Origin of the sequence: uncultured Imperialibacter sp., from assembly GCF_963974565.1 — a bacterium.
GTDB classification, from domain to species: domain Bacteria; phylum Bacteroidota; class Bacteroidia; order Cytophagales; family Cyclobacteriaceae; genus Imperialibacter; species Imperialibacter roseus.
In genome coordinates this window covers 25,590-50,665 of the sequence record NZ_CAXBCJ010000003.1, presented here as the reverse complement: position 1 = coordinate 50,665, position 25,076 = coordinate 25,590, and the positions used below count along the sequence as shown (strand labels likewise).

25 protein-coding genes are annotated in these 25,076 nt (G+C 46.4%); 15 read left to right on the top strand and 10 right to left on the bottom strand.

What is annotated here, in order from left to right:
- Positions 1 to 15: 15 nt before the first annotated feature.
- The 8 genes from AAC052_RS05260 to AAC052_RS05225 form a co-directional block, all read right to left on the bottom strand.
- Positions 16 to 1,479: a glycoside hydrolase family 32 protein gene (locus tag AAC052_RS05260; protein ID WP_339811498.1), complete on the bottom strand. Its 1,464-nt coding sequence runs from the start codon at positions 1,477 to 1,479 to the stop codon at positions 16 to 18.
- Positions 1,480 to 1,780: 301 nt separating this feature from the next.
- Complete coding sequence (locus tag AAC052_RS05255; protein ID WP_339811497.1) at positions 1,781 to 2,674, bottom strand: SDR family oxidoreductase; 894 nt, start codon at positions 2,672 to 2,674, stop codon at positions 1,781 to 1,783.
- Between the two features lie 3 nt (positions 2,675 to 2,677).
- Complete coding sequence (locus AAC052_RS05250; protein ID WP_339811494.1) at positions 2,678 to 3,541, bottom strand: peptidylprolyl isomerase; 864 nt, start codon at positions 3,539 to 3,541, stop codon at positions 2,678 to 2,680.
- Positions 3,538 to 4,473 carry a hydroxymethylbilane synthase gene (gene hemC, locus AAC052_RS05245; RefSeq protein ID WP_339811493.1) on the bottom strand — a complete coding sequence of 312 codons (936 nt, stop codon included), beginning with the start codon at positions 4,471 to 4,473 and terminating at the stop codon, positions 3,538 to 3,540. The genes AAC052_RS05250 and hemC overlap by 4 nt, the downstream gene beginning before the upstream one ends.
- A 22-nt stretch (positions 4,474 to 4,495) precedes the next feature.
- Complete coding sequence (locus tag AAC052_RS05240; protein WP_339789584.1) at positions 4,496 to 4,939, bottom strand: RimK/LysX family protein; 444 nt, start codon at positions 4,937 to 4,939, stop codon at positions 4,496 to 4,498.
- Positions 4,940 to 4,941: 2 nt separating this feature from the next.
- A complete protein-coding gene (locus tag AAC052_RS05235) occupies positions 4,942 to 6,084 on the bottom strand; it encodes a DNA polymerase III subunit delta (protein ID WP_317488600.1) in 1,143 nt (380 codons plus the stop codon).
- On the bottom strand, positions 6,085 to 7,284 hold the full coding sequence (locus AAC052_RS05230) for a GlmU family protein (protein ID WP_339811491.1): 1,200 nt from the start codon (positions 7,282 to 7,284) through the stop codon (positions 6,085 to 6,087).
- Between the two features lie 79 nt (positions 7,285 to 7,363).
- Entirely contained in the window at positions 7,364 to 7,612 is a 249-nt protein-coding gene (locus tag AAC052_RS05225; protein WP_152000786.1) for a type B 50S ribosomal protein L31, read from the bottom strand.
- A gap of 116 nt (positions 7,613 to 7,728) precedes the next feature.
- On the opposite strand from AAC052_RS05225, the gene AAC052_RS05220 reads away from it, so the two are divergent.
- From AAC052_RS05220 to AAC052_RS05205, 4 genes are read left to right on the top strand one after another with little or no spacing between them, the layout of a single operon-like run.
- Entirely contained in the window at positions 7,729 to 8,712 is a 984-nt protein-coding gene (locus AAC052_RS05220) for an aminodeoxychorismate synthase component I (protein WP_339811490.1), read from the top strand.
- Positions 8,678 to 9,277 carry an aminotransferase class IV gene (locus AAC052_RS05215; protein WP_317488603.1) on the top strand — a complete coding sequence of 200 codons (600 nt, stop codon included), beginning with the start codon at positions 8,678 to 8,680 and terminating at the stop codon, positions 9,275 to 9,277. The genes AAC052_RS05220 and AAC052_RS05215 overlap by 35 nt, the downstream gene beginning before the upstream one ends.
- A gap of 29 nt (positions 9,278 to 9,306) precedes the next feature.
- On the top strand, positions 9,307 to 11,007 hold the full coding sequence (locus tag AAC052_RS05210) for a hypothetical protein (protein WP_339811489.1): 1,701 nt from the start codon (positions 9,307 to 9,309) through the stop codon (positions 11,005 to 11,007).
- A 47-nt stretch (positions 11,008 to 11,054) separates the two neighbouring features.
- Positions 11,055 to 12,887, top strand: a complete 1,833-nt coding sequence (locus tag AAC052_RS05205) for an ABC transporter ATP-binding protein (RefSeq protein WP_317488605.1) — start codon at positions 11,055 to 11,057, stop codon at positions 12,885 to 12,887.
- Positions 12,888 to 12,991: 104 nt separating this feature from the next.
- Here the strand turns inward: AAC052_RS05205 and AAC052_RS05200 are convergent, their stop codons facing one another.
- Positions 12,992 to 14,509 carry a hypothetical protein gene (locus tag AAC052_RS05200; RefSeq protein ID WP_339811486.1) on the bottom strand — a complete coding sequence of 506 codons (1,518 nt, stop codon included), beginning with the start codon at positions 14,507 to 14,509 and terminating at the stop codon, positions 12,992 to 12,994.
- A gap of 381 nt (positions 14,510 to 14,890) precedes the next feature.
- Here AAC052_RS05200 and AAC052_RS05195 point away from each other — a divergent pair, with 381 nt between their 5' ends.
- The 11 genes from AAC052_RS05195 to AAC052_RS05145 all read left to right on the top strand — a co-directional run bounded on the left by AAC052_RS05195 (position 14,891) and on the right by AAC052_RS05145 (position 23,855).
- Positions 14,891 to 16,567 (top strand): ABC transporter substrate-binding protein, encoded by a 1,677-nt coding sequence (locus tag AAC052_RS05195; protein ID WP_339811483.1) that lies wholly within the window; start codon positions 14,891 to 14,893, stop codon positions 16,565 to 16,567.
- Between the two features lie 80 nt (positions 16,568 to 16,647).
- Positions 16,648 to 17,037, top strand: coding sequence for a hypothetical protein (locus AAC052_RS05190; protein WP_317488609.1), 390 nt, complete (start codon positions 16,648 to 16,650; stop codon positions 17,035 to 17,037).
- Positions 17,034 to 17,609, top strand: a complete 576-nt coding sequence (gene lpcA, locus AAC052_RS05185) for a D-sedoheptulose 7-phosphate isomerase (RefSeq protein ID WP_317488610.1) — start codon at positions 17,034 to 17,036, stop codon at positions 17,607 to 17,609. Before AAC052_RS05190 ends, lpcA begins: the two co-directional genes overlap by 4 nt.
- Entirely contained in the window at positions 17,609 to 19,147 is a 1,539-nt protein-coding gene (locus AAC052_RS05180; protein ID WP_152001755.1) for a YifB family Mg chelatase-like AAA ATPase, read from the top strand. Before lpcA ends, AAC052_RS05180 begins: the two co-directional genes overlap by 1 nt.
- A gap of 84 nt (positions 19,148 to 19,231) precedes the next feature.
- Entirely contained in the window at positions 19,232 to 20,095 is an 864-nt protein-coding gene (gene nadC / locus AAC052_RS05175; RefSeq protein ID WP_339811481.1) for a carboxylating nicotinate-nucleotide diphosphorylase, read from the top strand.
- Between the two features lie 3 nt (positions 20,096 to 20,098).
- The gene (locus AAC052_RS05170) at positions 20,099 to 20,572 is read left to right on the top strand and encodes a YcxB family protein (protein WP_317488612.1); all 474 of its coding nucleotides are present in this window, start codon (positions 20,099 to 20,101) and stop codon (positions 20,570 to 20,572) included.
- Positions 20,573 to 20,619: 47 nt separating this feature from the next.
- On the top strand, positions 20,620 to 21,045 hold the full coding sequence (locus AAC052_RS05165; protein WP_339811480.1) for a regulatory protein RecX: 426 nt from the start codon (positions 20,620 to 20,622) through the stop codon (positions 21,043 to 21,045).
- A 102-nt stretch (positions 21,046 to 21,147) separates the two neighbouring features.
- On the top strand, positions 21,148 to 21,537 hold the full coding sequence (locus tag AAC052_RS05160; protein ID WP_317488614.1) for a DoxX family membrane protein: 390 nt from the start codon (positions 21,148 to 21,150) through the stop codon (positions 21,535 to 21,537).
- 76 nt (positions 21,538 to 21,613) lie between these two features.
- Positions 21,614 to 22,135: a DinB family protein gene (locus AAC052_RS05155; protein WP_317488615.1), complete on the top strand. Its 522-nt coding sequence runs from the start codon at positions 21,614 to 21,616 to the stop codon at positions 22,133 to 22,135.
- Between the two features lie 29 nt (positions 22,136 to 22,164).
- Positions 22,165 to 23,241 carry a hypothetical protein gene (locus AAC052_RS05150; protein WP_339811478.1) on the top strand — a complete coding sequence of 359 codons (1,077 nt, stop codon included), beginning with the start codon at positions 22,165 to 22,167 and terminating at the stop codon, positions 23,239 to 23,241.
- Positions 23,238 to 23,855, top strand: a complete 618-nt coding sequence (locus tag AAC052_RS05145; RefSeq protein ID WP_317488617.1) for a LysE family transporter — start codon at positions 23,238 to 23,240, stop codon at positions 23,853 to 23,855. The genes AAC052_RS05150 and AAC052_RS05145 overlap by 4 nt, the downstream gene beginning before the upstream one ends.
- Here AAC052_RS05145 and AAC052_RS05140 read toward each other — a convergent pair.
- Positions 23,842 to 25,035, bottom strand: coding sequence for a DUF4105 domain-containing protein (locus tag AAC052_RS05140; protein WP_339811475.1), 1,194 nt, complete (start codon positions 25,033 to 25,035; stop codon positions 23,842 to 23,844). The two genes, AAC052_RS05145 and AAC052_RS05140, sit on opposite strands and share 14 nt — an antisense overlap.
- Positions 25,036 to 25,076 lie beyond the last annotated feature (41 nt).

Here is a 25,076-nt window from a genome sequence, read left to right as displayed (position 1 = left end):
AGCGAAAAGTGGGTGCTACCAAATAGCTTCCACTTTGTTGAGGGTTACATTTTTCACTACTGCACCTCCCTGCCAGCCCACCGTAAGCTTATCGTAAGGTTGTGTTGGAAAAACCAGCTCAGTCAGTACCAGCTCACCTTCATTGATAAAAATCTCCAGCGACGCAGTGTCGACAAATATCCGAATCGAGGCTGGGCGAGTGCCGCTAAGGAGCTTCCCAACGTGAGTAGCAGCAAAGCCCTTTTCAAAACCTACGAGACCAGATTTTGACCTGTCGATTGAAACCACTGAATCTGAAAAATCAATCAGCACCACCTCACCGGCATCGTTGCCCAGGCTGATCGAAAGGCCATCGAAGCTGGTGCCATCCAGCGCCAAGTCAATCGCCACAAGAGCATCAGTAAGCTCAATGATCTGACCATTTTCTGGTTGGAACGACCTCCCACTGCCAACAATGTTTCCAACCTCCTTTGCCGGGAAGTTGATCAACACAACCTCGCTTCCGACCTGCTTTAGCTTAAGTTCTCTTGGCAAAGTCATAGCACTTCTCCAGGCTTCGGTAGGCACCACTTGTGCATATTGCCAGTTACTCATCCACCCAAGGAAAAGCCTTCTCCCATCTTCAGCAGGCACATCCGACCAGGTGACGCCGGCGTAATTGTCGGTGCCCTGGTCTACCCACCTTGTAGTCGGTATTTCCTCATCGGGCACAAACTGTTTGCCATCAAAACTTCCCACAAAATACTGTGTGGCCGACCCGCCGTTGGGCCCGCCGGGATTGATGCTCACCAGCAGCACCCATTTTTCTTCATTACTACCCTCTACCTCCAGTTGAAAAAGATCGGGGCATTCCCAAACACCCCCATGCGCTCCTAATTCTTTGCCGAAATCACTTTCGAAAGCCCAGTTCTTCAAGTCGGGCGAGCTGTAAAAGCTGATATGGTCAGCAACTGCCAGCGTCATGATCCATTTCCCGGCCGCAGCATTCCAGCTCACCTTGGGGTCACGAAAGTCACGAATTCCCTGGTTGGGCAGCACGGGATTTCCGTCATACTTAGTCCAGCTACGCCCTTTGTCAAGACTAAAAGCTATTGCCTGGTATTGATAATCCTCTTTGCCCGCTTTTTCCATCGCTGCATCGTGGTAGGTAAAAATGGCTACCATGGCAGGGTTGTCCTCAGTGCCAAAACCAGCCGTGTTGTCCCAGTCAACCACTGCACTGCCCGAAAAGATATAGCCGAGGCTGTCCGGGTAAAGGGCAATAGGCAAATGTTCCCACTTGACCATATCAGGGCTCACGGCGTGCCCCCAGTGCATAGGCCCCCAAACGGTGCTGTCCGGGTAATACTGATAAAACAAGTGGTATTCACCCTCATAATACACCATCCCGTTAGGATCGTTCATCCAGTGGGCTTCAGGCGAGAAGTGGAACTGAGGGCGGAATTTTTCCTGATAGAGCTTTACGTGAGGTTCTTTCATTGGCTTACTTTGACACGCTGACAGGTACAGGAACACGCATAACAGGGCAGTTGTTTGAATGGCTTTCATAAGTGCCAATATCCAATTTTACGAGAAGATACTGAAATAAGTAGCCATTTTCATGAAAGTTTCGAATGGCTTCGAGGCTCCCGCCTACTTTTTTTGCAAAATCTGTATCGGGAAGTCGTTGCCAAATGAGAAGCTGGCGGGGTAGTGCGACATGCCATTTGATCACTAGAATACATACACAATAAAATGCTAGGAAAAAAGGGGGGGTTGCCGCGGCTTTAAAAATCGCCGTCTATTTTTTGAGCTGCTCCGCCAACACGGCTATCCCCTCTTCAAAGCTGTGAGGATTGTAACCCAGCACCTCTTTTGCCTTGTCCAGCACAAAACCAGTTTTAGGCGGGCGCTTGGCTGGCTGGCTGAATTTTGAGCCATCCGTTTCATTGATCAGGGACTTGTCAAGACCAAAATAGTCGGCCGTGGCAATGGCCATTTGATAAGGGCTCATGAAGTCTTTGCCAGAAATATTAAAAATGCCCTTAGCCTTCTTCCTCGCAATAAGGTAGCAGCCCATGGCCAGGTCTTCTGCCAGCGTGGGGGTTCTCCACTGGTCGTTCACCACGTTGATTGTTTTGCCCTCCTCAAGGCTTTTCTTCACCCACAAAATAATGTTGCTCCGGCTCATATCGAAAGCAATGCCGTACACCAACACGGTACGGGCCATGGCCCAGTCTATTCTGCCAGCCATCACAGCCTTTTCAGCTGCCAACTTGCTATCCCCATAGTAGCTCACCGGGTTAGCTTTGGCCTCTTCGTCATACGGGCCATCCTCCCCATCAAAAATAAAGTCCGTAGAAAGATGCAAAAGAAATGCACCGCTGGCCTCGCAGGCTTTTACTATGTTTTCTACCGCCGCTACATTTTGCAACCAGCAGCCCTCCTTGTCCGTCTCGCACTGATCCACGTTGGTCATGGCGGCGGTGTGAATGACCACTTCCGGCTTTTCAGTAGCTATGACTTTGAACGTCTCCGCAGCGTTGGTAATATCCATTGACTGGTACCGGATACCTTCGAGTGGAATCCTGCTGGCCCCTCTCCCGGTGGCAAGAAAGTCCTCGCCTTTTTCTCTAAGAAGTACAACCAGCTTTTGACCCAGCAGGCCGTTAGCTCCGGTGATCAGTATAGACATAGCTTATTCTTTGTATTCAATGCCGTATTTTTTGGTCAGCTCCTTCTTGGACACTTCCTCCACTTCTACTGTCATATATACTTCAACAGCAGGTACGGTCTGCACGGTTTTGACTGCGGCAATTTTATCGACAACATCTAGTCCTTCCACCACCTGGCCAAAAACGGTATACTCGTCGTCGAGGTGGGGCGCCCCGCCTATCGTTGTGTAAGCCTCTACCCTTTCAGGTGAGAAAGTTTTCTCAGTGTAGATATCAGTAGTGATCTTTTCCTTAACGAGCGGAACCAGACTCTGCACCTCAGCTGTATAGGCATCAAAATTTCCCGTCTTCCTTCCCTCCATGTAAAGCTCAGTCAGTCTGTTCTTTACCTCCACCTGCGTAGAATCTTCCAGCAGCTTTCTGATGGCCATTCCCAGCTTTTCCTGGTCTACTTTCAGGGCTTCCTCCGATTCATAAACCGTTCCCTGCACAATGTAAAACTGGTTGCCGCTTGAGGCCCTGTCCGGGTTAACTTCGTCGGGCTGCCTGGCCGCAGCCAATGCGCCTTTTTTATGAAAATATCTGGGTACAAACTCGGCAGGGACAGTATACTCCGGCTCTTTTTTATCCCGGGGCTTTTTGCGGTTGATATCACCTCCCTGTATCATAAAATTCTCCATGACCCGGTGGAAAATTGTGCTGTCGTATTTACCACTCTCAGCCAGCTTCAAAAAGTTAGCCTTGTGCTGTGGGGTCTCGTCATACAATACCGCCTTCATGTCGCCGTACGACGTGTGTATTGTCACAAGATAGTCCTTGTTTCCACGGCAGGATGTAATCAACACCGCCAACGACAGCCCCCAAAATAACTGCTTCACTCTGCTCATTTCTTAAGTTGCATTTTAATCTCTTTCAATATAGCATCTCCTCCCTTGTCAAGAAGTCTTTCTGCCAACTTTTTGCCGAGCGCCCGTGCGTCAGCAACTTTTCCTGTAACAGCGTCCTGCACAATCGTTTTTCCATTCAGGCTGATGATACCCCCTTTGATCTTAAGCCTGTCCTCATGTAAAGTAGCCAGTCCAAATACCGGAATGCTGCAGCCTCCTTCCAGCGTTTCCAAAAAAGCCCGCTCGGCTATGAGCCTGGCTGCGGTGCGGTCGTGGTTAACAGCATCTCTAATGGCTTTCTTGATAGCTGGATCCAGACTGGAGCTGGCCTCCACAGCCACCGAGCCCTGACCGACAGCCGGTACAAACAAATCTGTATCAAGCACCTGAGCAATTTTATCGGCAAGTCCCATGCGGTGCACACCAGCGTACGCCAGCAGCAGTGCATCACAATGGCCTTCTTCCATTTTGCGAAAGCGGGTTTGAAGGTTTCCCCTCACCTCCACCGTTTTTATATGTGGAAAATAGTGCTTCAGCACGGCGACTCTCCGGGTGGAAGACGTGCCGACCACAATCGGCGTTTTTCTGTCTTCGAGCGAAATGCCTTTTTTGTGGCTTACCAGTACATCGTTGACTCTTTCCCGCTCAGTAAAGGCGATAATTTCAAAACCCCTGGGCAGCGTCGACTGCATGTCCTTGGCGCTGTGAACAGCGATGTGCACACTTCCGCTGGCCAGCTGTTCTTCCAATTCCTCAGTAAAAACCCCTTTGCTGCCAATTTTGGCTATAGACACGTCGAGCACTTTATCACCCTTGGTTTCGATGGTTACCAGCTCAGTAGCAAGGCCTGCTTTGTTCAAAAGCTCAGCAATGTGCTCAGCCTGCCACATAGCAAGCAAACTTCCTCTGGTTCCTATTTTTATTTTCTCCACAACAACTAGCTTTAATTTTTCTCTACTGTGCGATCTTCATTTTATAAGAAAGATTTTCTTCCCGCACATCCACCACAAACCCTTTTTTCAAAAACTTGCGTCCCAAAAGTACTGGGAATTTCATGCCTGAACGATCAGTCAGCGAGAATTCTGTTCTGAACTTTTTGCCAAACAACACCAGGCGTGTTTTGATGATCACTCTGTTTTCGATGTGTCCGGTTGAGCTTTTGATCTTCCGCTGGGTAAAATCACTTGTCTCAAATTTAGTGCTGCCCTTCCTTCCAATTGTAGCTCCCGAAATCTGAAAGCTGACTGTTGGCGTACCCTCTTTGTCAATTACCTTAATTCTGGAACAGTGCAAAGCAGAAGTGAAAGCACCGGTATCTATTTTGGCTTTTATATTGAAAAGATCCAACTCCGGCAAGTCAATGATGTCATTTCTCCCAATGGTATAGCTGCTCTTCATTCTCATTGATATTGGAGCTCTCCGGTTCTTAAAAGCCCGGCCATTTGGAGTGATAAATCCATAAATAGAATCCGGGGATTCGCATTTCGTTCAAGGTGGTAAATAGAATCGTTTAGCAGCCTGGCAGCCAATTCAATGGTGGGCAGAGATATCGACTTGGCAAATTTGCTGACAAACTCTTCTTCGTGAGGCATCGTTCTCTGTAAGCTGGCCTCACCAGCCTTGACAATGAGCGACTCCCTGTAAACGGTCAGGCCGTATTCCAGCAGGCTTTTCTGAGCCATTTTCGACATGCCGTTAAACTTATCAGTAAGCCCGGCCATACCCTCAAAATCGGATGACCAGCAAATCCGCATCCACTCTCTGAAAATCGTTGTTGACTCGTCTTCAACCTCGTTGAGCAGGCTCAATGCAAGGTTCATGTTGCCAGCAGCCAGCCGGGCCACAGACTGCGCTTTTGCTGCATCCACCTCGGCCGTTTTTACAAGGTAGTCCGCCACTTCCTCGTCGGTAAAGCCTCTGACACTTACCAGTTGCGTTCGACTGATAATGGTGTTAATGATGGCTTCATAGTTGTTGGAAATGAAGAAGAAAAAGGTGTTTTCAGGCGGCTCTTCTACTATCTTCAACAAGGCGTTGGCCGCCTGAATATTCATTTTTTCGGGTTGCCAAATGAGCATGGCTTTATACCTGCCCTCAAAGGCTTTCAACGACAGGGCGCTGATAATTTGCCGGCTTTCTTCTCTGTAAATAATAGCCTGCTTGCTCTCCGCTCCAAAATGGCGAGTCCAGTCCAGCAGATTGCCATAGGGCTGTTCCACCAGAAAAGGCCTCCACCATTTGAGGTAGTTTTTACAAACCACCTCCTTGAAGTCTTTGTTGGGGATGTCTGCAATGGGAAAAGCAAAAGTGACGTCGGGATGAACCAGCTTAGCCATTTTGCTGCATGATGGGCATGCACCACACGAATCGGTGTCACCTGGTTTGTCGCAGTTGATGTAAGTAATAAAGGCCAAGGCCAAAGAAAGGTTGGCACTGCCCTCCGGCCCGTTAAAAAGCTGAGCATGCGCCATGTGGTTCTTTTGCACCGAGGCAATCAGCCTCGATTTCTCCTCTATTAGCCCTGGTATGTCTCTAAATTGCATCTATTCTTCCTCCCACGACCTGAATTTAGCTGACCTTTCGAATACTTCCAGCAATATCGCTCTTTCTGTTTCATCCAATGGCATCTTTCTTCTCTCCAGTACTCTGCTGGCGGTATCAAGCGCCTGCTCAATTCGGTAGGTGGTGAAGCCTTCCGAGCCACCCCAGGCAAACGAGGGAACGAAAGACTTGGGGAAGCCGCCGCCAAAAATATTGGCACTTACCCCAACTACCGTCCCTGTGTTGAACATGGTGTTAATGCCACATTTGGAGTGGTCGCCCATTAGCAAGCCGCAAAATTGCAACCCGGAATCAACGAAGGCCTCATCTGCGAAGCTCCAGACTTTCACATTGGCATAATTATTTTTGAGGTTGGAGGCATTGGTATCAGCCCCGAGGTTGCACCACTCGCCCAAAACAGCGTTGCCCAGGTAGCCGTCGTGGCCTTTGTTACTGTTGCCAAAAAACACCGCATTGGAAACTTCGCCTGCTACTTTGCAGTAGGGCCCTACGGTGGTGTTTTCACGGATAGCCGCTCCCATGCCAATAATCGACTGCTCACCCATGGCAAAGGGCCCTCTTATCATGGCTCCTTCCATTACCTGGGCATTCTTTCCTATATAAACGGGGCCATTTTCAGCGTTGATGATCGCACTTTTAATTGAAGCCCCCGGCTCGATGAAAACATTTTCAGGATTGTAAACCCGGGTAAATGGGTCGGTAATGTCCTCAGAAATCCGGCCCGTAGTGATTAAGTCGAAGTCGCTGCGAATCTGAAGGCCATTCCACTGAAAGATCCGCCACGGACGATCTATCAAATGAGCCTCGCCTTCAAAAACCACTTTTTTCTTCGGCGTTAAGCTGGCAAGCTCACTGTATGGTATTTGATCAGACAAATGAAAAGCAGCGAGGTAATCGCCAACCATCAGCCCCTCGCTTTCACCAAGGTTAATAATAGCTTCTACAAGCGATTCGGTGGGGCACAAGGCACCGCTTATATAGAAATTGTCAGATGCAAAGTGGGAAGGAAATTTCGCAGACAGATAATTCTCCGTGAGAAACGACACTTTGTGTCCGGTAAGCTTCTGCCACTTCTCATTCACCTTTAATATACCTATCCGTATGTCTGCCAAAGGGCGGGTATAGGTGAAGGGTAAAAGCTGGAGGCGCAGAATAGGATCGTCGAAGAGAATAATATTCATGGCGCAAAAATAAAAAAGTCTTTAGGAACTAAGCATCCTAAAGACTTTTTGCACAAACTTCTTTTCAGAAGTGTTTTGCTTATTTCTTATTTACATAGCGCTTGTTGAATTTCTCAACACGGCCAGCAGTATCCACAAACAGTTTCTTACCTGTGTAAAAAGGGTGTGAAGCTGAGCTCACTTCCACTTTCACTACCGGGTATGTTTTACCATCTTCCCACTTAATGGTCTCCTCAGAGTTCATTGTCGAGCGAGTAATGAAAGAATAGTCGCTTGAAGTGTCCTGAAATACCACTTCTCTGTATTCTGGATGTATGTCTTTTCTCATTTTGAAAGTCTTTTAAGGAACTGATTCCTAAATCGGACGGCAAATATAACAAAAGCTTTTTTTTGCTCCAATTGTGAACGCCAAATATTTACCTTTGAAGTTTAATAATCAGTCATTTGAGTCTATCCGCATTCATAGAATTGGTCAACAAGAAGGGGAAAGATAGGGTTCCATTCTTTTTTGTGGTCGACTTTGAGCTACACAACCCACAGGTTTGGGACATTGCCTCACTCATTGACGAAAATATCCTGTTCAACTTCGAAGGGTTTTCCAATCACCCGAAAAAAGAAGCTACCCCTGTTCACGCCGAAAAAGTATATCCGGCGTTTGAAACATATCAAAGGGTATTTGATCAGGTTTTCCAGCATTTACAAGTCGGCAACTCATTTTTAGTGAATCTTACTGCCAAAACTGAGCTCATTACATCGGCTAGCCCTTCCGACATCTATCACGCCTCATCTGCCAAATACAAAATCCTCTACAAAGACGAGTGGGTGGTTTTTTCTCCAGAAACTTTCGTGAGAATTTCAGGAAACATCATCGAAACCTGCCCCATGAAGGGCACCATAGACGCCGATTTGCCTGGGGCGGCAACCAGGCTGCTCAACGACCCAAAGGAGCTTGCCGAACATGTGACAGTAGTGGATCTACTGAGAAACGACTTGAGCAGGGTGAGCCACGACGTGCGGGTGGAAAAATTCAGGTATACGGAAGAAATTCGCACCAATGGCAAGCACCTGCTTCAAACCAGTTCAAAAATTGCCGGCAGATTGCCAAGTGGATATGAATCAAATCTGGGAGAAATTATAACGGAACTGTTACCTGCCGGCTCTATTTGCGGTGCTCCGAAGCCAATGACCTGCCAGATCATAAAGGAAGCTGAGGGTGAAAAAAGAGGCTACTATACTGGTGTCGCAGGATACTTTGATGGGGTCAGCTTGAACAGCTGCGTACTGATCCGGTACATAGAAAAGATCGGTGATCAGCTTTTTTACCGAAGCGGTGGAGGCATCACAGCGCAAAGCCAGGTGCAGCAAGAATATCAGGAATTAATCGACAAGGTGTATGTGCCTACTATTGGAGTCTATCAAAATAGCTAACGGGCAACCCCAAAACCTGCCATGGCACCAGCGGCGGCTCGATGCAAGTCGGCTGGAAGTTTTTGGTATGCAGCTGCCACCAATCAACCTTCAGGAAATACTCAACACCTCCCAACTTGACAAAGCCACTATTTATAAGGCGAGGGTAATTTATGGTGAAGAGCTTGACAAAGTCGAAATAGCGCCCTACTCTGTCAGACCAATCCAATCGATAACGGTAGTGGAAGCAAACCGCCTCGACTACCGTCATAAGTATGCCGACCGGTCAGCTATCAATACGCTTTTTAGCCAAAGAGGCGCTACAGATGACATACTGATCGCTCAAAATGGCTTACTTACCGACTGTAGCTACGCCAATGTTTGCTTTTGGGATGGAGACAAATGGTACACTCCTGATGAGCCCTTACTAGCCGGTACCAAACGAGCATCTCTACTTGAAAAAGGTCTGGTCTCCGAACGAAAAATCGAGCTCAGCGACATTAAATTCTTTGAATCCGTCACACTCATCAACGCCATGCTGGATCCGGGCACAATTGTGCTACCAGCGAGTCGGCTCATTTATTAACCAGATAAACCTGTTATTTTAGCGGCTGCATGCAAAAAAACTTAGCATTCGTCTTCCTTTTATTTTGCCTGGCCCAAACCGAGTCATTTGCCCAAAGCGCCAATGTGCCGTTGTGGAGCGACTACTACCACCTGCTTGACCGGTACGAGATCAAAAGCGGAAAGATGCACGATGGCTATTTCAGCTCTTTCAAGCCAACACTGCGCCAGTCGGCAGCTGCGTTTGTCGATTCGGTGTCCAACGTTGGTGTTTTCAAGAGCTCGTCTGACAAGTTCAATGAAAAATATCTGCGACAGGACAACTGGGAGTTCTTTGCCGACAGTCTGGAAGCAGCGCCCCAAAGCAAAAAACCTATTCTGAAGTATTTCTACAGAACACCGTCCGACGCCTTTCATGTGCAGGAAGATGGTATTGATCTTCACGTCAGCCCTGTTTTTCAATTTGATGTGGGGCACGACGCAAATTCTCCCTCAACGCCATTTATCAATACACGTGGCATAGTGGTTCGGGGCAGAATCGATGAAAAACTGGGCTTTTATACCTACCTCACCGAGAATCAGGCAGTGTTTCCGGCCTACACACAGCGATGGATCGACCGCTGGCATGTGGTGCCCAACGAAGGTTTCTGGAAGCGGTTTGGAGAAGCCGGAACCGACTACATTACCGCCAATGGTTATTTAACTTTTAGTCCCACAAAACACATCCACTTGCAGGCTGGGCATGATAAGCTCTTCGTGGGCAACGGCATGCGGTCGATGTTTCTTTCCGACTTTTCGAACAACTATTTTTTCCTTCGGTTCAATGCGAAGATCTGGAAGTTCAATTATACTAATGTTATCGCCCGTCTCAAGGCAGATGTATTCTACTACAACGACGGGTTGCTGGGCACTAAGGAGTTCCCCAACAAAAACCTGGTGATGCACCAGCTCAACTGGCAAGTCACCAAAAACTTCAACGTTGGCCTTTTTGAGGCTGTGATGTTTTCGCCTGAAGACTCGTTACGAACCGGCTCGTTCGATCCCAACTATCTTAACCCGTTTATCTTCTACAGAGGGCTCGAACAGCAGCTGGGCAGCCCCGACAATGTGCTTGTTGGGTTTGATGCCAAATGGAATTTTGCTCACCACTTTTCGGCTTATGGGCAATTCCTGCTGGACGAACTATCGTTTACCAACCTGAAAAACAAGACAGGCTGGTGGTCGAACAAATACGCCTATCAACTTGGTTTGAAATGGGTGGATGTGGCCAACGTCTCCAATCTCGACCTTCAGCTTGAACACAACTACGCACGGCCTTACACATACGCCCATCAGAGCAGCTACACCAGCTTCACGCACTACCGGCAACCGATGGCCAACCCGCTTGGAGCAAATTTCAAAGAATGGGTGGCTGTGCTTAGGTATCAACCAATTGGAAAGCTTCAACTCGCTGCCAGGGCAATGCTTGCTTCCCAGGGTGAGGATACATTAGCGTCGAACTGGGGCAGAAATCCACTACTGCCCTATGCTACCTTTGAAAGAGAATTTGGAAACTCCACAGGCCAGGGAATAGTTACAAAAATCAACCTTGTGGGCTTACAGGCCAGCTATCAGTTGCTCCACAATCTTTTCATTGATGCCAGATTCATTTACCGCAAAGAGCAACAAGAAAGTATTTCGCTGCGTAAAAATGATCAGTTCTTTGGTTTTGGCATCCGGCTCAATACCGACACAAAACATCATTATTTCTAATTGACAGCATTAGGCTCTACCTTTGCGCCCTCACTTCACGTTGTTGAATGAAAACCTATTTCAGACTTCTTTCTTTTGCCCGCCCTTTCGGGAAGTTTATTCCCACTTATATACTGGTCACCATTCTCCAGGTCGTATTCAGTCTGGTGAACTTTGCTGTGCTCATCCCACTGCTCGAAATACTTTTTGATCAGATAGAGCCGGAGAAGCTGGAGAACCTTAAACGCCTACCCGAGTTCACGATCAGCGTCGACTATTTCAAATCCCTTTTCTATTATCATTTTTCTGGTTTTATCGACACCGCTGGAAAAACCGGCGCCTTGAAATTTGTTTGCGCAGTCATTGTAGTTTCCGTGTTTCTCGCCAATTTATTCAGATATCTGTCTGCGGTAATGCTGGCAAAAATAAGGGCGCTGGTCATCAAAAACCTCCGTAGCCTGGTGTATGAACGCATTCTCTCTTTTCCAGTCAGCTTTTTTACAGAGCGCAGAAAGGGAGACATCACCAGCCGTGTTACCAATGATGTGCAAGAAGTTGAACACTCGGTGGTGAGCACTTTGAAGGTGCTTTTCAAAGAGCCAGCCATGATCATAGGCTATTTCGCTGTGCTATTCAGCATGTCTGTGGAACTCACCCTATACACCATGCTGCTGCTGCCCATCTCCGGTGGCCTCATCGCCGGCATTGCCAGACGACTCAAAAAGCGGGCACATCAAAGCCAGCAGGCCCTTGGGAATATCAATAACATCCTTGATGAGAGCATCGGCGGCATTCGGATTATCAAGGCGTTCACCGCTACCAGGTTTGTGTTCCAAAAGTTCATAAAAGAGGTTCAATACTACGCCAGAAAGAATGTGTCTATTGCCAGAAGGTATGAAATGGCAGGGCCGATCTCGGAATTTCTCGGCGTTTCAGTCGTCGCCGGAATCCTTCTCGTTGGTGGCAACCTCATCCTGCAGGACAACTCCACCCTTACCCCCTCAGAGTTTCTTGCATTCCTTATCATATTTTCCCAAATATTACCCCCGGCAAAGGCTATGTCGTCTTCTTTCAGTAATATCCAAAGGGGGCTGGCTGCCGGTGAAAGAATTTTCGAGGTTATCGATACGCAGTCGGCCATTACTGACGCCCGGAGTTCCACAGTACTTCCATCTTTCAGCACGTCAATCGAATTTAAAAACGTTTCGTTTGCCTACGAAAAAGAGCTGGTACTGAAAAACATCAACCTAAGTATCCCAAAAGGGAAAACAGTAGCACTTGTCGGCCCATCCGGAGGCGGAAAATCCACTCTTTCCGACCTTATACCGAGGTTTTACGACCCCAACGAAGGGGAAGTGTGCATCGATGGGAAGCCTCTCACCTCCTACACCATGGACTCAATCCGCAAGCAGATGGGCATTGTAACCCAGGAGTCCATTCTCTTTAACGACACGGTGTTGAATAATATCGCCTTTGGCGTAGCCGATGCTGATGAGGAGAAAGTAATAGCTGCGGCCAAAATCGCCAATGCGCATGAGTTTATAGCTGAAATGCCCGAAGGGTATTATACAGAAATAGGAGACAGAGGCGTGAAACTCAGCGGTGGTCAGCGGCAAAGGCTGAGCATTGCACGGGCTATTTTCAAAAATCCACCAATCCTGATTCTCGACGAGGCTACCTCGGCACTTGATTCGGAGTCGGAGAAGCTGGTGCAGGAGGCCCTCACCAACCTGATGAAAAACCGCACGTCGGTAGTGATTGCCCACAGACTGAGCACGATACAAAATGCTGACCTTATCGTGGTATTGCAGAATGGACAAATCGCCGAGCAGGGAACCCACAATGAGTTGATTGCCAGAGCTGGTCTCTATTCGAGGCTGATCGAAATGCAGTCGTTCTAGAAAATCTACCTGAGTTTAAAAGAATAAAAACCCTGCTGACAGAGCCAGCAGGGTTATATTGTCATATCAACATATGACAAGCATCGACCTAATCAAAGTTTCATCTACCTGCCGAAGTCCAGCTTGACAAACGAATGCTCCATGTTTTGAAGCATCATTTCCCATAGTTGTTCGTAAGGCACAATTTCTATCTCTGCAAATGCATCACCAGGTTCTGGCGTGCCTTTCAGCCTATTGAAATACTTTTCTCCCTTCTTAGCTGCTATTGTGGGGTTAAAGCTACTTTCCACCATAATGGTGATCAACTTAAGGAACAGCTTCTCCCGCTGGCTTTCCGGGTTTTCGTTGAGGTAGCGATAAATATACTTTTCTGTGTTTGGCAATTTGGTGAGCGCAATATCCAGTTTATCTTTCTTCATTAGATCGATAAACTCCAGGATCATAATGGCGACCATGAGCCCCTGCTTGTCTTGTGTATAAAAGGGCAGCTTCTGGTAAATTTTGGAGAAATCGAGCACATCCTCCACGTCCCTATTTGGCATAAGGAAATACAAGTAGGCTTTGTACAGCTCCCACCTCTCTTTTGCCATCTGGGAAATTTTTTCCATGTGAGGGTTTCTCTGCACCTGACCAATAAGATCTTCCGCCAATTCATAGTTTCCACTATGCAGCGCCATTAAGTAGTAGTTCTCCATGTGAGAAAACCAATTACGTGAAGAGCGGCCGATATGCTCCAAACCGGCCTTAGCGTAGTTCATACCATTCTTGTAGTCCTTCGCCCTGAGGTATGCATATGTCTTAATGTAAACGTTATATCTCACATCAAATCTAAGTGGGTTAATTATCCCCTTTTTTACCATCTCCTCAGCCTCTCCCGTAACCTGAAGAATTCCTTCAAACTCCCCCAGAAGCTCGTTAGACCTTATTTTTAACCTATAATAGCGTTCAAATACATTGTATGACTTACTTTTTTCCCAAAGATTCTGCAATTGTTGCACCGACTTCAACGTCGAATCGAGGTGAGTCTTCCTGGAATGAACTGACTTTTGAAGCTGCATTTTCTTCATACAAAAGATACTTTCAGCTTCCTCCTCTATTTTAAGCAACTCTTCATACTTCTTGATCCGCCCAATCGTCTTCCTCAAATGATTGGGTCTGCACATTTGAGAGTAAATTGTCCTCAGTATTCTTAGACCTGAAAGTGTCAATTCTGTAAACTCTGCTTCCCTTGATATCGCCAGAGCCTTGTTGATATGCTTTTCAGCCAGTTCATACTCGCCTTCCTTAAACAATATTTTGGCTCTGAAAATGTAACTGTGACACTCCTGCTCGTATGGGAATCCGATGTTCACTTTTGAGTCGTTGAAATCAACAAAATAAAGTAGATTATAGAGCTTGTACCGCAGGCGTGATTTGAGCATCCGGAAACGCTGGTCGGTGGAGTCCGATTCATACATGCCCAAAGAGGCTTCATCATCTGTGTTGTACAGCCCTTTTTGAATCCCATTAAAAAGCTGCTGTTCTTTGCTAGGGTTTTCGTCATGACTAATAACATCAATCAGCGAAACGTTTTTCTTTACCCTTGTTGTTATAATCCGTACTAATTTTTTTATCTCCTCCATTTCAATACAATTACTTACTTGCTAAATACTCACTAGATTAATATATACACCATAACAACTACATTTTGTTATAGTTACGTCAAGTTACAAAGTGTCAGTTTTTTTTCCAAAGCACAGCCACATCTTCGTGCCATACAATTTTAAACAATTAAATCGCTTGACCTATGGCACAGTATGTTTTCTTTATGATTCTATCATTAGGACTTTATTTTTCCGCTCCTAAAACAACCACTTCTCACACCTCAAAAAAGGCAAAGAAATCACTTCACATCATTAAGACGGGCGGTGATGACGGTTGGGAGCCAGGTGGATTATAATCCAATATATTACTAATAATCATTTCTCAGGTTTAAATTAGCTCCTCTTTGAGGGGCTTTTTTTATGAATAAGAAATTAAGGTTATTAGGTTATTCCCTACTCTTTCTTGCTGGGTGCACTTCGCAGGCTGATTATCCTTCGCAATTAAGGATTCAAATCAATAGCTTCCCAGAAAGCTTTTCGCCCATCAAAACAAACGAGTTCGATGGGATTATATTTCAATTTTTAAGCGAAAGAGATTCGACGGATAAGATAGTCTCAAATTTAGCGGAACTTTCTGAAAAAATACCTATAAATGACACAATTAGTTTATTTGGCTTTACATTAAAGAGCTCAGCCAAATGGGTGAATGGCGTTCCTGTGTCAAAAGAAGACGTGCTTTTTACCTTAAAACTTAATAAATGCAGGCTCAGAAGCGGGATTTCTTCAGGAAGCTTTCATTTAGATGCCATCAAAGCTTTTTACCCAGACTCTGCCAACGCCCGGTTTTTTCAGCTCGAAACGCATGGCAACCCGGAATATAGCAGGTCAGTAGCCGGAGATTTCCTTGTTATGCCCGAACACATTTTTGACCCTCAAAAAGCATTGAGAGCTTATAGTTTGGAAGAGATAAGCACCTTCAATGACGAAAACGCACCAGATGATGTAAAAAAATACTTCGAAGGTTTCAATAGCATTGCCCCATTCGATTCCGTATATTTTAAAGGTTCTGGCCCTTACCAAATCGAGAGCTACTATCCTGACCAAAGCATTAGCCTTACGCTGAGCGAAACAGACCAAGAAAAGCTGCCCTCGCAGTTTCAGTTGGCTGACAGGATCAACTATGTGATGATAACTGATCCCACGGCCGCCAGATTTGCTCTGCAAAACAATGAAGTAGACGTTATTACCCAGATTCCTGCCACCGAGTTTGTTCAGCTGGAAGCCTTTAACAAAACCTCAAACACGCTTAATCTCTTCAGGCTAGCCGGGTTCAAGTTTGTGTTTTTTGGCTTTAATACCCGTCAGCCAAAATTTAGCAGCAAGGACGTGAGAATTGCTCTTTCCCATATTATCGACGTTCAGGGCATCATCGACGCAGTCCGCCTTGGTTATGCTGAGCCTACTGTCGGGCCGGTACATCCGGTTTTATCGGATCTGTACAACGCCGACATAAGCACCTACGCCTATAACCCAGACCAAAGCAGGGCCCTACTTGAAAAATCAGGGTGGAACTTCAACGGAAATAACTGGAAGAATGACGCTGAAGAAACACTTGACTTCGAACTCACTTACAACGGGGCAAATCCGGACTATCAAAAAATAGCGCTGATTGTGCAAAGCGAGGCAAAGAAAATAGGCGTGCAGGTAAACCTGGCGCCGGAGGAGTCAGGCACGCTTTTAAAAAGGCTGCGATCGCACCAATTCGACGCTGTACTCTATTCATTTGTTGGCTCGCCACAGGCCTATGATTACTCTCCGCTGTTCCACACTGCGTCGGCTGCTCCGGGTAAAATGAATTTTTCTGGCTTCGGAACTGATGAAAGCGACCGGGAAATTGAAAAGGCCATCTTATCTACCTCAAGAGAAGAGATGGCCATTCATTTGAAAAAATTGCAACAAATTCTGCACGAAGAGCGACCTATAGTCTTTCTTTATTTTGAACAAAGCCTCATAGCAACGTCGAAGAAATTTCCTCGTTTAAACATTAGCTACTATCGTCCTGGGTACGATCCGGTTGGGTTCTACCAGACACGTTAGTTCTGAAATTGAAGTATATCGTTTTTTTGTTTACTCACTCATTCTAACTACATTTTAGCCTCATTAGTTATCGAAAAATAATGCTTAAACGCTTTAGGTATATATTTTATCTGGTCTACGTCCTTTACGCTCTGATGCTCCTGTACCTTTGCGTTAAACTTCTGAAAGTGCCAGACGCCACAGAAGATGCCTTCTACCTTTATTTAAAAGAAACATTCGGAGGTTATTTCGGTGTGATCTCGTTTCTAGAAACTTACTTCAGATCGTTCCAGATATTCACCATCCTTGCTGTTGTATTTAGCTTCCTGATACTTTTCTCTGACTTCTTTGGGAAGCTTTTCCTTAGAAGAAAGATTGCCCGTCTTGAAGGGGAGGTTAACGATTTGAAGGCAAAACTTTACGACAGGGAGCAAAAGACCACTCCTCCGTCGATTACCACAACGCAACCAAGCTCTTCCGACGAAAAATGAAAGAATTGATCGAGAATGAGCTTAAAGAAGCTCATCAACTTCTTGAAAGGTTTCTCTCAGACCCTGCTACTGCTCAAAGCATCGAAAAGGCCGTTGACCTGATGGTAACGAGCATTTTGGAAGGAAAAAAAATAATTTCTTGCGGGAACGGTGGCTCAATGTCGGATGCCATGCATTTTGCTGAAGAACTAAGCGGGAGGTACAGAGGAGACAGGCCCTCAATTCCAGCGGTTTCAATTTCCGACCCTACCCATATTACCTGCGTGGGCAATGATTACGGCTTTGACTACATCTTTTCAAGATATATTGAGGGGCTTGGACAGCCGGGCGATGTGCTGCTGGGTATCTCAACTAGCGGCAATTCCAAAAACATCATCGAAGCGGTTGCCAAGGCAAAAGAAAAGGGATTGCGCATTATTTTGCTCACCGGAAAGGATGGTGGTAAACTAGCCAACGCAGGCGATGTGGAAATAAGAGTGCCGCATTTTGGCTTTGCTGACAGGATTCAGGAAATCCACATCAAAGTCATTCATATTTTTATTCTTCTCATTGAAAAGAAATTGGGGTACTGATGCTGGCAAAAACCTTTGGAAGCGCTGTATATGGAGTAGACGCCTCTATCATTACCGTTGAGGTAAATGTGAGCGCCGGCACCAAGTTTCTTATGGTGGGCCTGCCCGACAATGCCGTTAAAGAGAGTGAGCAGCGAGTAGAATCGGCCATTAAATACTTTGGCTATTCTATGCCAAGGATAAAAACAGTAGTGAACCTGGCTCCAGCCGACATAAAAAAGGAAGGCTCCGCCTACGACCTGCCAATCGCCCTGGGCATTCTAAAGGCATCGGGCCAGCTAACTACAGAAGCGCTTGAGCAGTACATCATCATGGGTGAGCTTTCACTCGACGGCCTGCTGCGACCCATCAAAGGCGTTTTACCGATTGCCATTGAGGCTCGGAAGAAAGGATTTAAAGGTTTCATCCTGCCAAAGGAAAATGCCTCTGAAGCAGCCATCGTCGATAAGCTTGATATTATTGGGGTTGAGACGATCAATGAAGCCATTGAGTTTGTGGAGGGCAGGCTTGAAATTGAACCGCTAAAAAAAGATACAAGAAGCATTTTCGAAGATACCTATGATGGGTATGAGGCAGATTTTGCTCAGGTGCAGGGACAGGAGAATATCAAAAGAGCATTGGAAATTGCCGCTGCTGGCGGCCACAATGTGATCATGATTGGCCCTCCGGGGGCAGGCAAGACCATGCTGGCCAAACGGCTTCCCTCAATCCTGCCACCGCTGAACCTTCACGAGGCCCTCGAAACAACCAAGATTCATTCTGTCGCCGGAAAGCTTGGGGCTCATGCTTCACTTGTAGCTACAAGGCCTTTTCGCTCACCGCACCACACCATTTCTGACGTTGCACTTGTTGGAGGAGGTGGCATTCCCCAGCCGGGTGAAATTTCGTTGGCGAACAATGGTGTACTGTTTCTTGACGAACTACCGGAGTTTAAGCGAACCGTGCTGGAAGTAATGCGGCAGCCACTGGAAGAGAGGCGGGTAACCATTTCCAGGGCCAAAGTGTCCATCGACTTTCCCGCCAACTTTATGCTGGTGGCCAGCATGAACCCCTGCCCCTGTGGCTATTACAATCACCCTGAGAAGGAATGCGTGTGCCCACCTGGCACAGTACAGCGCTACCTTAACAGAGTCAGCGGCCCATTGCTCGACCGGATTGATCTGCATGTGGAGGTCACGCCTGTCTCCTTTGACGAAATGACCGCAGACCGGCAAGCGGAAACAAGCACGCAAATCAGGGAAAGGGTGATCAGCGCACGGCTGCTCCAAACCGAACGGTTCAAAGATCACCCCACCATTTTCAGCAATGCAATGATGCCACCCCCGATGGTGAAAGACATTTGCCAGATCAACGAAGCAGGGAAAAAGCTACTCAAGACTGCCATGGAGCGGCTGGGCCTTTCGGCCAGGGCCTACGACCGTATTCTTAAAGTGTCGAGAACTATTGCAGACCTGGCTGGCACCGAGGAAATCAGGATCGAACACCTCGCCGAAGCTATTCAGTACAGGAGCTTGGACAGAGAGGGCTGGGCTGGATAATTTGCGGTCAACTACTGGTTAAATATTAACCAAGATTTTCGATCATTCCCCACTAAATAAAAATCGCTTGCCTATTTTTGCGACGTGAAACAGGAGGACTTCTTTTACACGCAACTCAAAGCACTTGTGGAAAATGCCCTGGCGGAAGATATTGGCGAGGGTGATCACTCAACTCTTTCCACTGTGCCTGCGGCAAAGCAAGGCAAAGCAAGGCTTCTGGTGAAGGACGACGGCATTATAGCCGGAATGGACGTGGCAAAATTTATCTTTCACAAATACGATCCCGCTCTTCAGTTTACCCAGCACATTGAAGATGGCTCAGCGGTGACGGCAGGCGACATAGCCTTTGAGCTAATGGGAAGTGCCAGGTCGATCCTAACCACAGAAAGGTTGGTGCTCAACTGCATACAAAGAATGAGTGGAATTGCTACCTATACAAATAGTTTAAGTAGCATGATTTCGCATACAAAGGCTAAGCTGTTGGACACGAGAAAAACGACACCGAACTTCCGGTTGCTGGAGAAAAAGGCAGTTGAAATCGGAGGCGGCAAGAACCACCGCTTCGCCCTTTACGATATGATCATGCTCAAGGACAATCATATCGATATGGCCGGGGGCATCGGTCCAGCTATTCATTCCGCCAGGAGCTACTTGAAAGAGGAAGGAAAAGACCTTAAAATTGAAGTTGAAACCAGAAGCCTGGCAGAAGTTAATGAAGTTTTGGCAGAAGGCGGGGTCGATTTTATCATGCTCGACAATATGAGCACCACAGAAATGAAAAAAGCAGTAGCTTTGATCGCCGGAAAAGCCAAAGTGGAAGCTTCCGGAGGAATAACCGAAAAGACAATAAAAGAGATAGCAGAAACCGGGGTTGATTTTATTTCGGTTGGCGCACTCACGCACTCTTATAAAAGCCTGGATTTAAGTTTGAAAGTAGTAATAGAATAATTCATGATCGTAAAAACCAAGAAGTATCAACTTCCAAAAAATACTTATATAAAAATTGCTCTTTGGAGCGTGTTAAAGCAGCAATGGTGGGTTTCCCTCATCTATGTCGGCCTCAATCTGCCAGTGTTTTTTCTACCCAGCTGGTGGTGGTTCATTGGCTCTACCATTGCACTTGTACTGTATATACTGTTTTGGCTGATTCAGTTTGCTGGCGCCACTCAAATGGAGCAATTCAAAATTCTTTTTGACAAACTGGGCTATGAAATTGACAGCCGACAGATCCTGATCAAAATAAATACCAAGCAGGGGATGCCAATGAAATGGGAAAATATCTCCCGGGCGCAAGTCAAAAAAGACGCCTTTACACTGTTTGTGAACAAAGCGCAAATTATTCATCTACCGTTCAAGGTTTTTAACACCGAGAATGAGGTGAAGTTTGTGGAAACCATTCTGAAAAGAAAAGGCCTTGTCAAATAGCTTTGACTGAAGCAGACAAAAAAAGAATAAAACCGCATTTGTCGAAGATGGCGCATTATTGCTCCATGCAGGAACGTGCCGTTTCTGATATCCTCTTGAAATTGCGAAGCGCTGCTTTGTCTGATGATGACAAGAACCACATCGTAGCAACGCTGAAAAAAGAAGGTTTTCTTGATGAGGCCAGGTATGCCAGAGCCTTTGCCAACGACAAGTTCAAATTAAATCAGTGGGGCAGGATTAAGATCGGCTATGCGCTGAGGAAGAAGCAGGTGGATAGTGCCATCATTGAAAAAGGCCTCGAACAAATAGACGAAGAAGACTACCAACAACTGATTACTACTTTAGCCACCAGAAAGCTCAAAGATACCCGCTCAACCAGCACGGCAGACCGTAACAACAAAATTGCCCGATTTCTTCTACAGCGTGGCTTCGAGTCTGATCTCGTTTGGAAAACTATTCAAGCGTTGCCTTGAATTGTCTCGTATTTGACTAAAGCCCGTCTTTTTTTCAATCAGAATGATTAAATTCATCCTGATTCCCGTAAACTGTTGAGTTATTCACTCAAATGAAGTCTCATGAAAATCAGGAAGGCCGGAGTTATAATTTTGCGGATAGTGGCCGCAATAATTATGCTCCAAACACTGTATTTTAAATTTTCGGGTGCACCAGAGTCCATTTATATATTCAGCACCATCGGAATGGAACCCTGGGGCAGGTACATGGTAGGCTGCATGGAACTTGTTGCATCAGTGCTTTTACTCATCCCAAAAATCTACTGGCTTGGCGGCCTGCTTGGGATGGGGCTAATGGCCGGAGCCTTGTTCTTCCACTTTGCGTTTTTGGGCATCGAGGTGCAGGGAGATGGTGGCCTGTTGTTTGCCTATGCTGTCATTGTATTTCTTGCTAGCCTGGTGGCTGTTTTAGATCGTAAGAATGATATCCCTATTTTAAAAAATTTGTTCTGAATTGACTTTTTGTCCTTCATTTGACCGTATGTTAAATGATCGGTAAGTATTTTTATTGTTCGGATACCCAGCATATATGAACCTAATAACCACGACAGGAAACGTTTTGTCTCAGCTTGATGATGTAATCGTTCAACTAAAGCCTGAAGACTACTCACGCCCGGTTAAACTTCTCAACAACTCAACTATTGGCCAGCATGTAAGGCACACGCTAGAATTCTTTATCTGCCTCATGGACGGCACTCCCAGCGGTGTGGTCAATTATGACAACCGCAGAAGAGACAAGATGATTGAAGACGACATGGACTTTGCCCGGCAAGTCCTGAGAAGTATTGGAGACTTTGTAAAATCCCATAAAGAAAATTCTGCGCTGAATCTTGAAGCAGATTTTGGATCAACAGACCGACAGGCTGACCGGGAAGCAATGGTAAGCATACCCTCCAACTACCTTCGTGAATTGGTCTACAATATTGAACATGCTATTCACCACATGGCGTTGATAAGGGTGGCGATTAACGAGTTTTGCAGTTACGTGCAGCTGCCTGAAGACTTTGGCGTGGCCAGTAGTACCATTCGAAGCAGACAAGCGAGTAACTAAGATTCTTCATCATCACCTATTTCAGTAGTATGCGTCAAAGCAGCTGGCAGCTATTCAAAAGAAAGCTGTTTGAAGTGCCTTTCTTTATGAAGCTCTTCCATTGGGAATTCTGGCCATTTAATGTCGTCTACTTTCCCGTCTTCGTTTACTACGCTTTTCTGGCTGTCAGGGCCCGATCAGTTTTTTTCTTTTCGGCGGCCAATCCAACTATCGAATTTGGCGGGATGCTTGGCGAATCAAAAGGAGACATTTTTAACCTCATCCCGGAAAAATACATCCCCACGACAAAGTGCTTCCCTCCTTCCTCTTCTGCCACGGACATTACCAGCTGGATGGAAGCAACTGGGCTCGCCTACCCGATTTTGCTCAAGCCGGACATCGGCGAAAGGGGTTGGATGGTGAAAAAAATCGACTCCCTGGCTGACATTGAGCAGTATTTGAGGAGCGTCAAGGTCGATTTTCTGGCCCAGGCCTACGTTCCGTACCCAATTGAGCTGGGGCTGTTCTACTACAGGTTTCCCGGGGCCAAAAAAGGCCGCATTTCGTCCATCACCCGAAAGGGCCTGATGGCGGTGACTGGCGATGGCAAAACCACCGTCCGCAGCCTGCTGAAGTCCAATCTGAGAGCCCGTCTTTATATCAACGACTTCGAAGAAAAGTATCCAGAAAAAATGAACTCAGTACCTGGTAAAGGTGAAACCATCGAAGTTGAGCCAATTGGTAATCACTGCAGAGGCACGACTTTTTTGGACGACACCGGAAAAGTGACGGAAGCGCTGGAAGCTACCTTCGATCAAATTGCTGTTTCCATCCCTGGCTTCCATTTCGGCAGGTTTGATCTCCGCTGCCAATCATACGATGAACTGGAAAAGGGCATCAACTTCAAAATATTGGAATTGAACGGTGCCGGTGCCGAGCCGGGCCATATTTACCACCCGGGCAGGTCTATTTGGGAAGGCTATAGAGACATTCTCCATCATTTGAATGTTTTGTGTAATATTGCCATCCAAAATCACCGATTGGGGGTGCCGTATACCTCATTTAAAGAAGGGCTTCGTTTCATCAAAAAAGTCAAAGCCTACAATCGGTTAAAAGAGAGTGAATGAATCTACTCTGGCTATTTGTAGTTGGTTTTGTTTGCAGTTACCTCGGATCGATTCCCCCCGGTGTTATCAACGTCAGTGTACTTCAGTACGGACTGCACGGGCACCGATCCCTCGGGCTGAGGTTCGGTCTGGCAGCCAGTCTGGTCGAGTTTGTATATGCCGCTGCCACTGTCCGTTTCCATATTTTTCTGACAGAGAATACTTCCTTCACTGAAGACTTCGAACTGGTGTCTGGGATTGTCCTAACTATTTTAGGAATTGCTAGTTTGCTGAGCTCAAACAAGGCCCCCTCAGAAAAAGCTGTGGAGGAATCGCCCAGGGCTTTTCGGAAAGGCCTGATCATTGGTGTGACTAATATTATGGTGATCCCATTCTGGCTGGCAGTAACGGCCTACCTGCAAAGCCGGAGTATAGTGGTCATCAAAGGATACGACCTGTTCATTTACGTAGCAGGTATTTCAGCAGGCACCTTTGCCCTAATGGCCAGCGTAGCTTACTTGTCGCACCGCTTCCAGAAGGTGGTGGAAAACAGGAAAACCGTCAACAAAATCCCCGGCATTGTTCTTCTCACGATGGGGCTCTACTCTTTTTACAACTGGTTCATGATGCCCTAAAGGCACTCTTCCTCCAGAAGATAGCTCTTAAACCCAGCGTGAGCATAATTGGCACCAACGCCAGGTGCAACATTTGCGGCAAAAAGCTCCACGAAACAATCACTATAGCGAGCAACACCGCTGCTGAAAGCAGGTAAATGCTTAGCCAATTCGGGGGACTATTTTTGAATGCATAAAAGGCTACAAATGCATGCACCGGAAATGCCCAAAGCAGATTGAAATTGTACTGCGAGATATGATCTGTGGCGAACCACAAAAACAACAACAGAATTCCCACTACCCCGATCACAAAAAACAAAGTAAAGTCGAGCCACTTTCTCCGCTTTCCTGCCTTCCACTCTTGCTGTGTAGAAAAACCAACCAGCATAAATACGAGAACAAATACAATGGTGGGAGTAACCAGTGAGGCCTGCGATTCTCCTTCCTCTATCGGCATAAACACCACCTTAGTATCACTCACAAGAGACACAGTGCTATTACCTCTCTTAATGGTCGCCCCAGCAAAAGCCTTTTGTATGTATTCAGGCAGGTACATGTACTGATAGCCAGTGGCTACCTTATCGATACCCGTGCCTAGGCAAATATCGATACCTAAATCGCCCCAGGGCTGTTGGCCGAGGTTCATGTCCATCAACTGACGAAAAGTCAAATCTTCAGTGACGTAAGAATAGTCAAACGTGATCCGGTCTTTGAAAACCGTTTCCAGCACGTCCCTGATTTTAGTGGCGCAATTATCGTAAATGTAATTGTAGTAGTAATCTCTGTTTTCTGGCTTATTGTTCTCCACCAAAAAGGCATACAGCTGGTGTTTTTCACTGACTGTCAGATTGAGGTTTTGCTCCACAATCGACCTATTCTCTTCGATGTAGGCCTCCTTGAAGTCTTCATACCGGTTAACTCCCAATTTGTAAAGGAGCTTCCCTCTGGCAAAGTTTAAGTAGAAATTAGGCTGATTGAAGCTGAAGATACCATAATTGAACACCAGGTCGATCCCGGTTTTATGATCAAGCACCCGAAATGCACTGTGGCCAAAAGCAGTGTACAGTTCTACCTGCGAAGGACCCATGGTCATTACCGATACCGTGGTACTGTCGCTTATAAAGGGTGGTATTTGTGCCACGCTTTCTGCAAGGCCACTTCCTCCGAACAGGAGGAAGCTGATTAAGACGAGCTTTTTCATTAATGCCAATTTAGAACATCTCTGATTTAGGATGTCGCTGA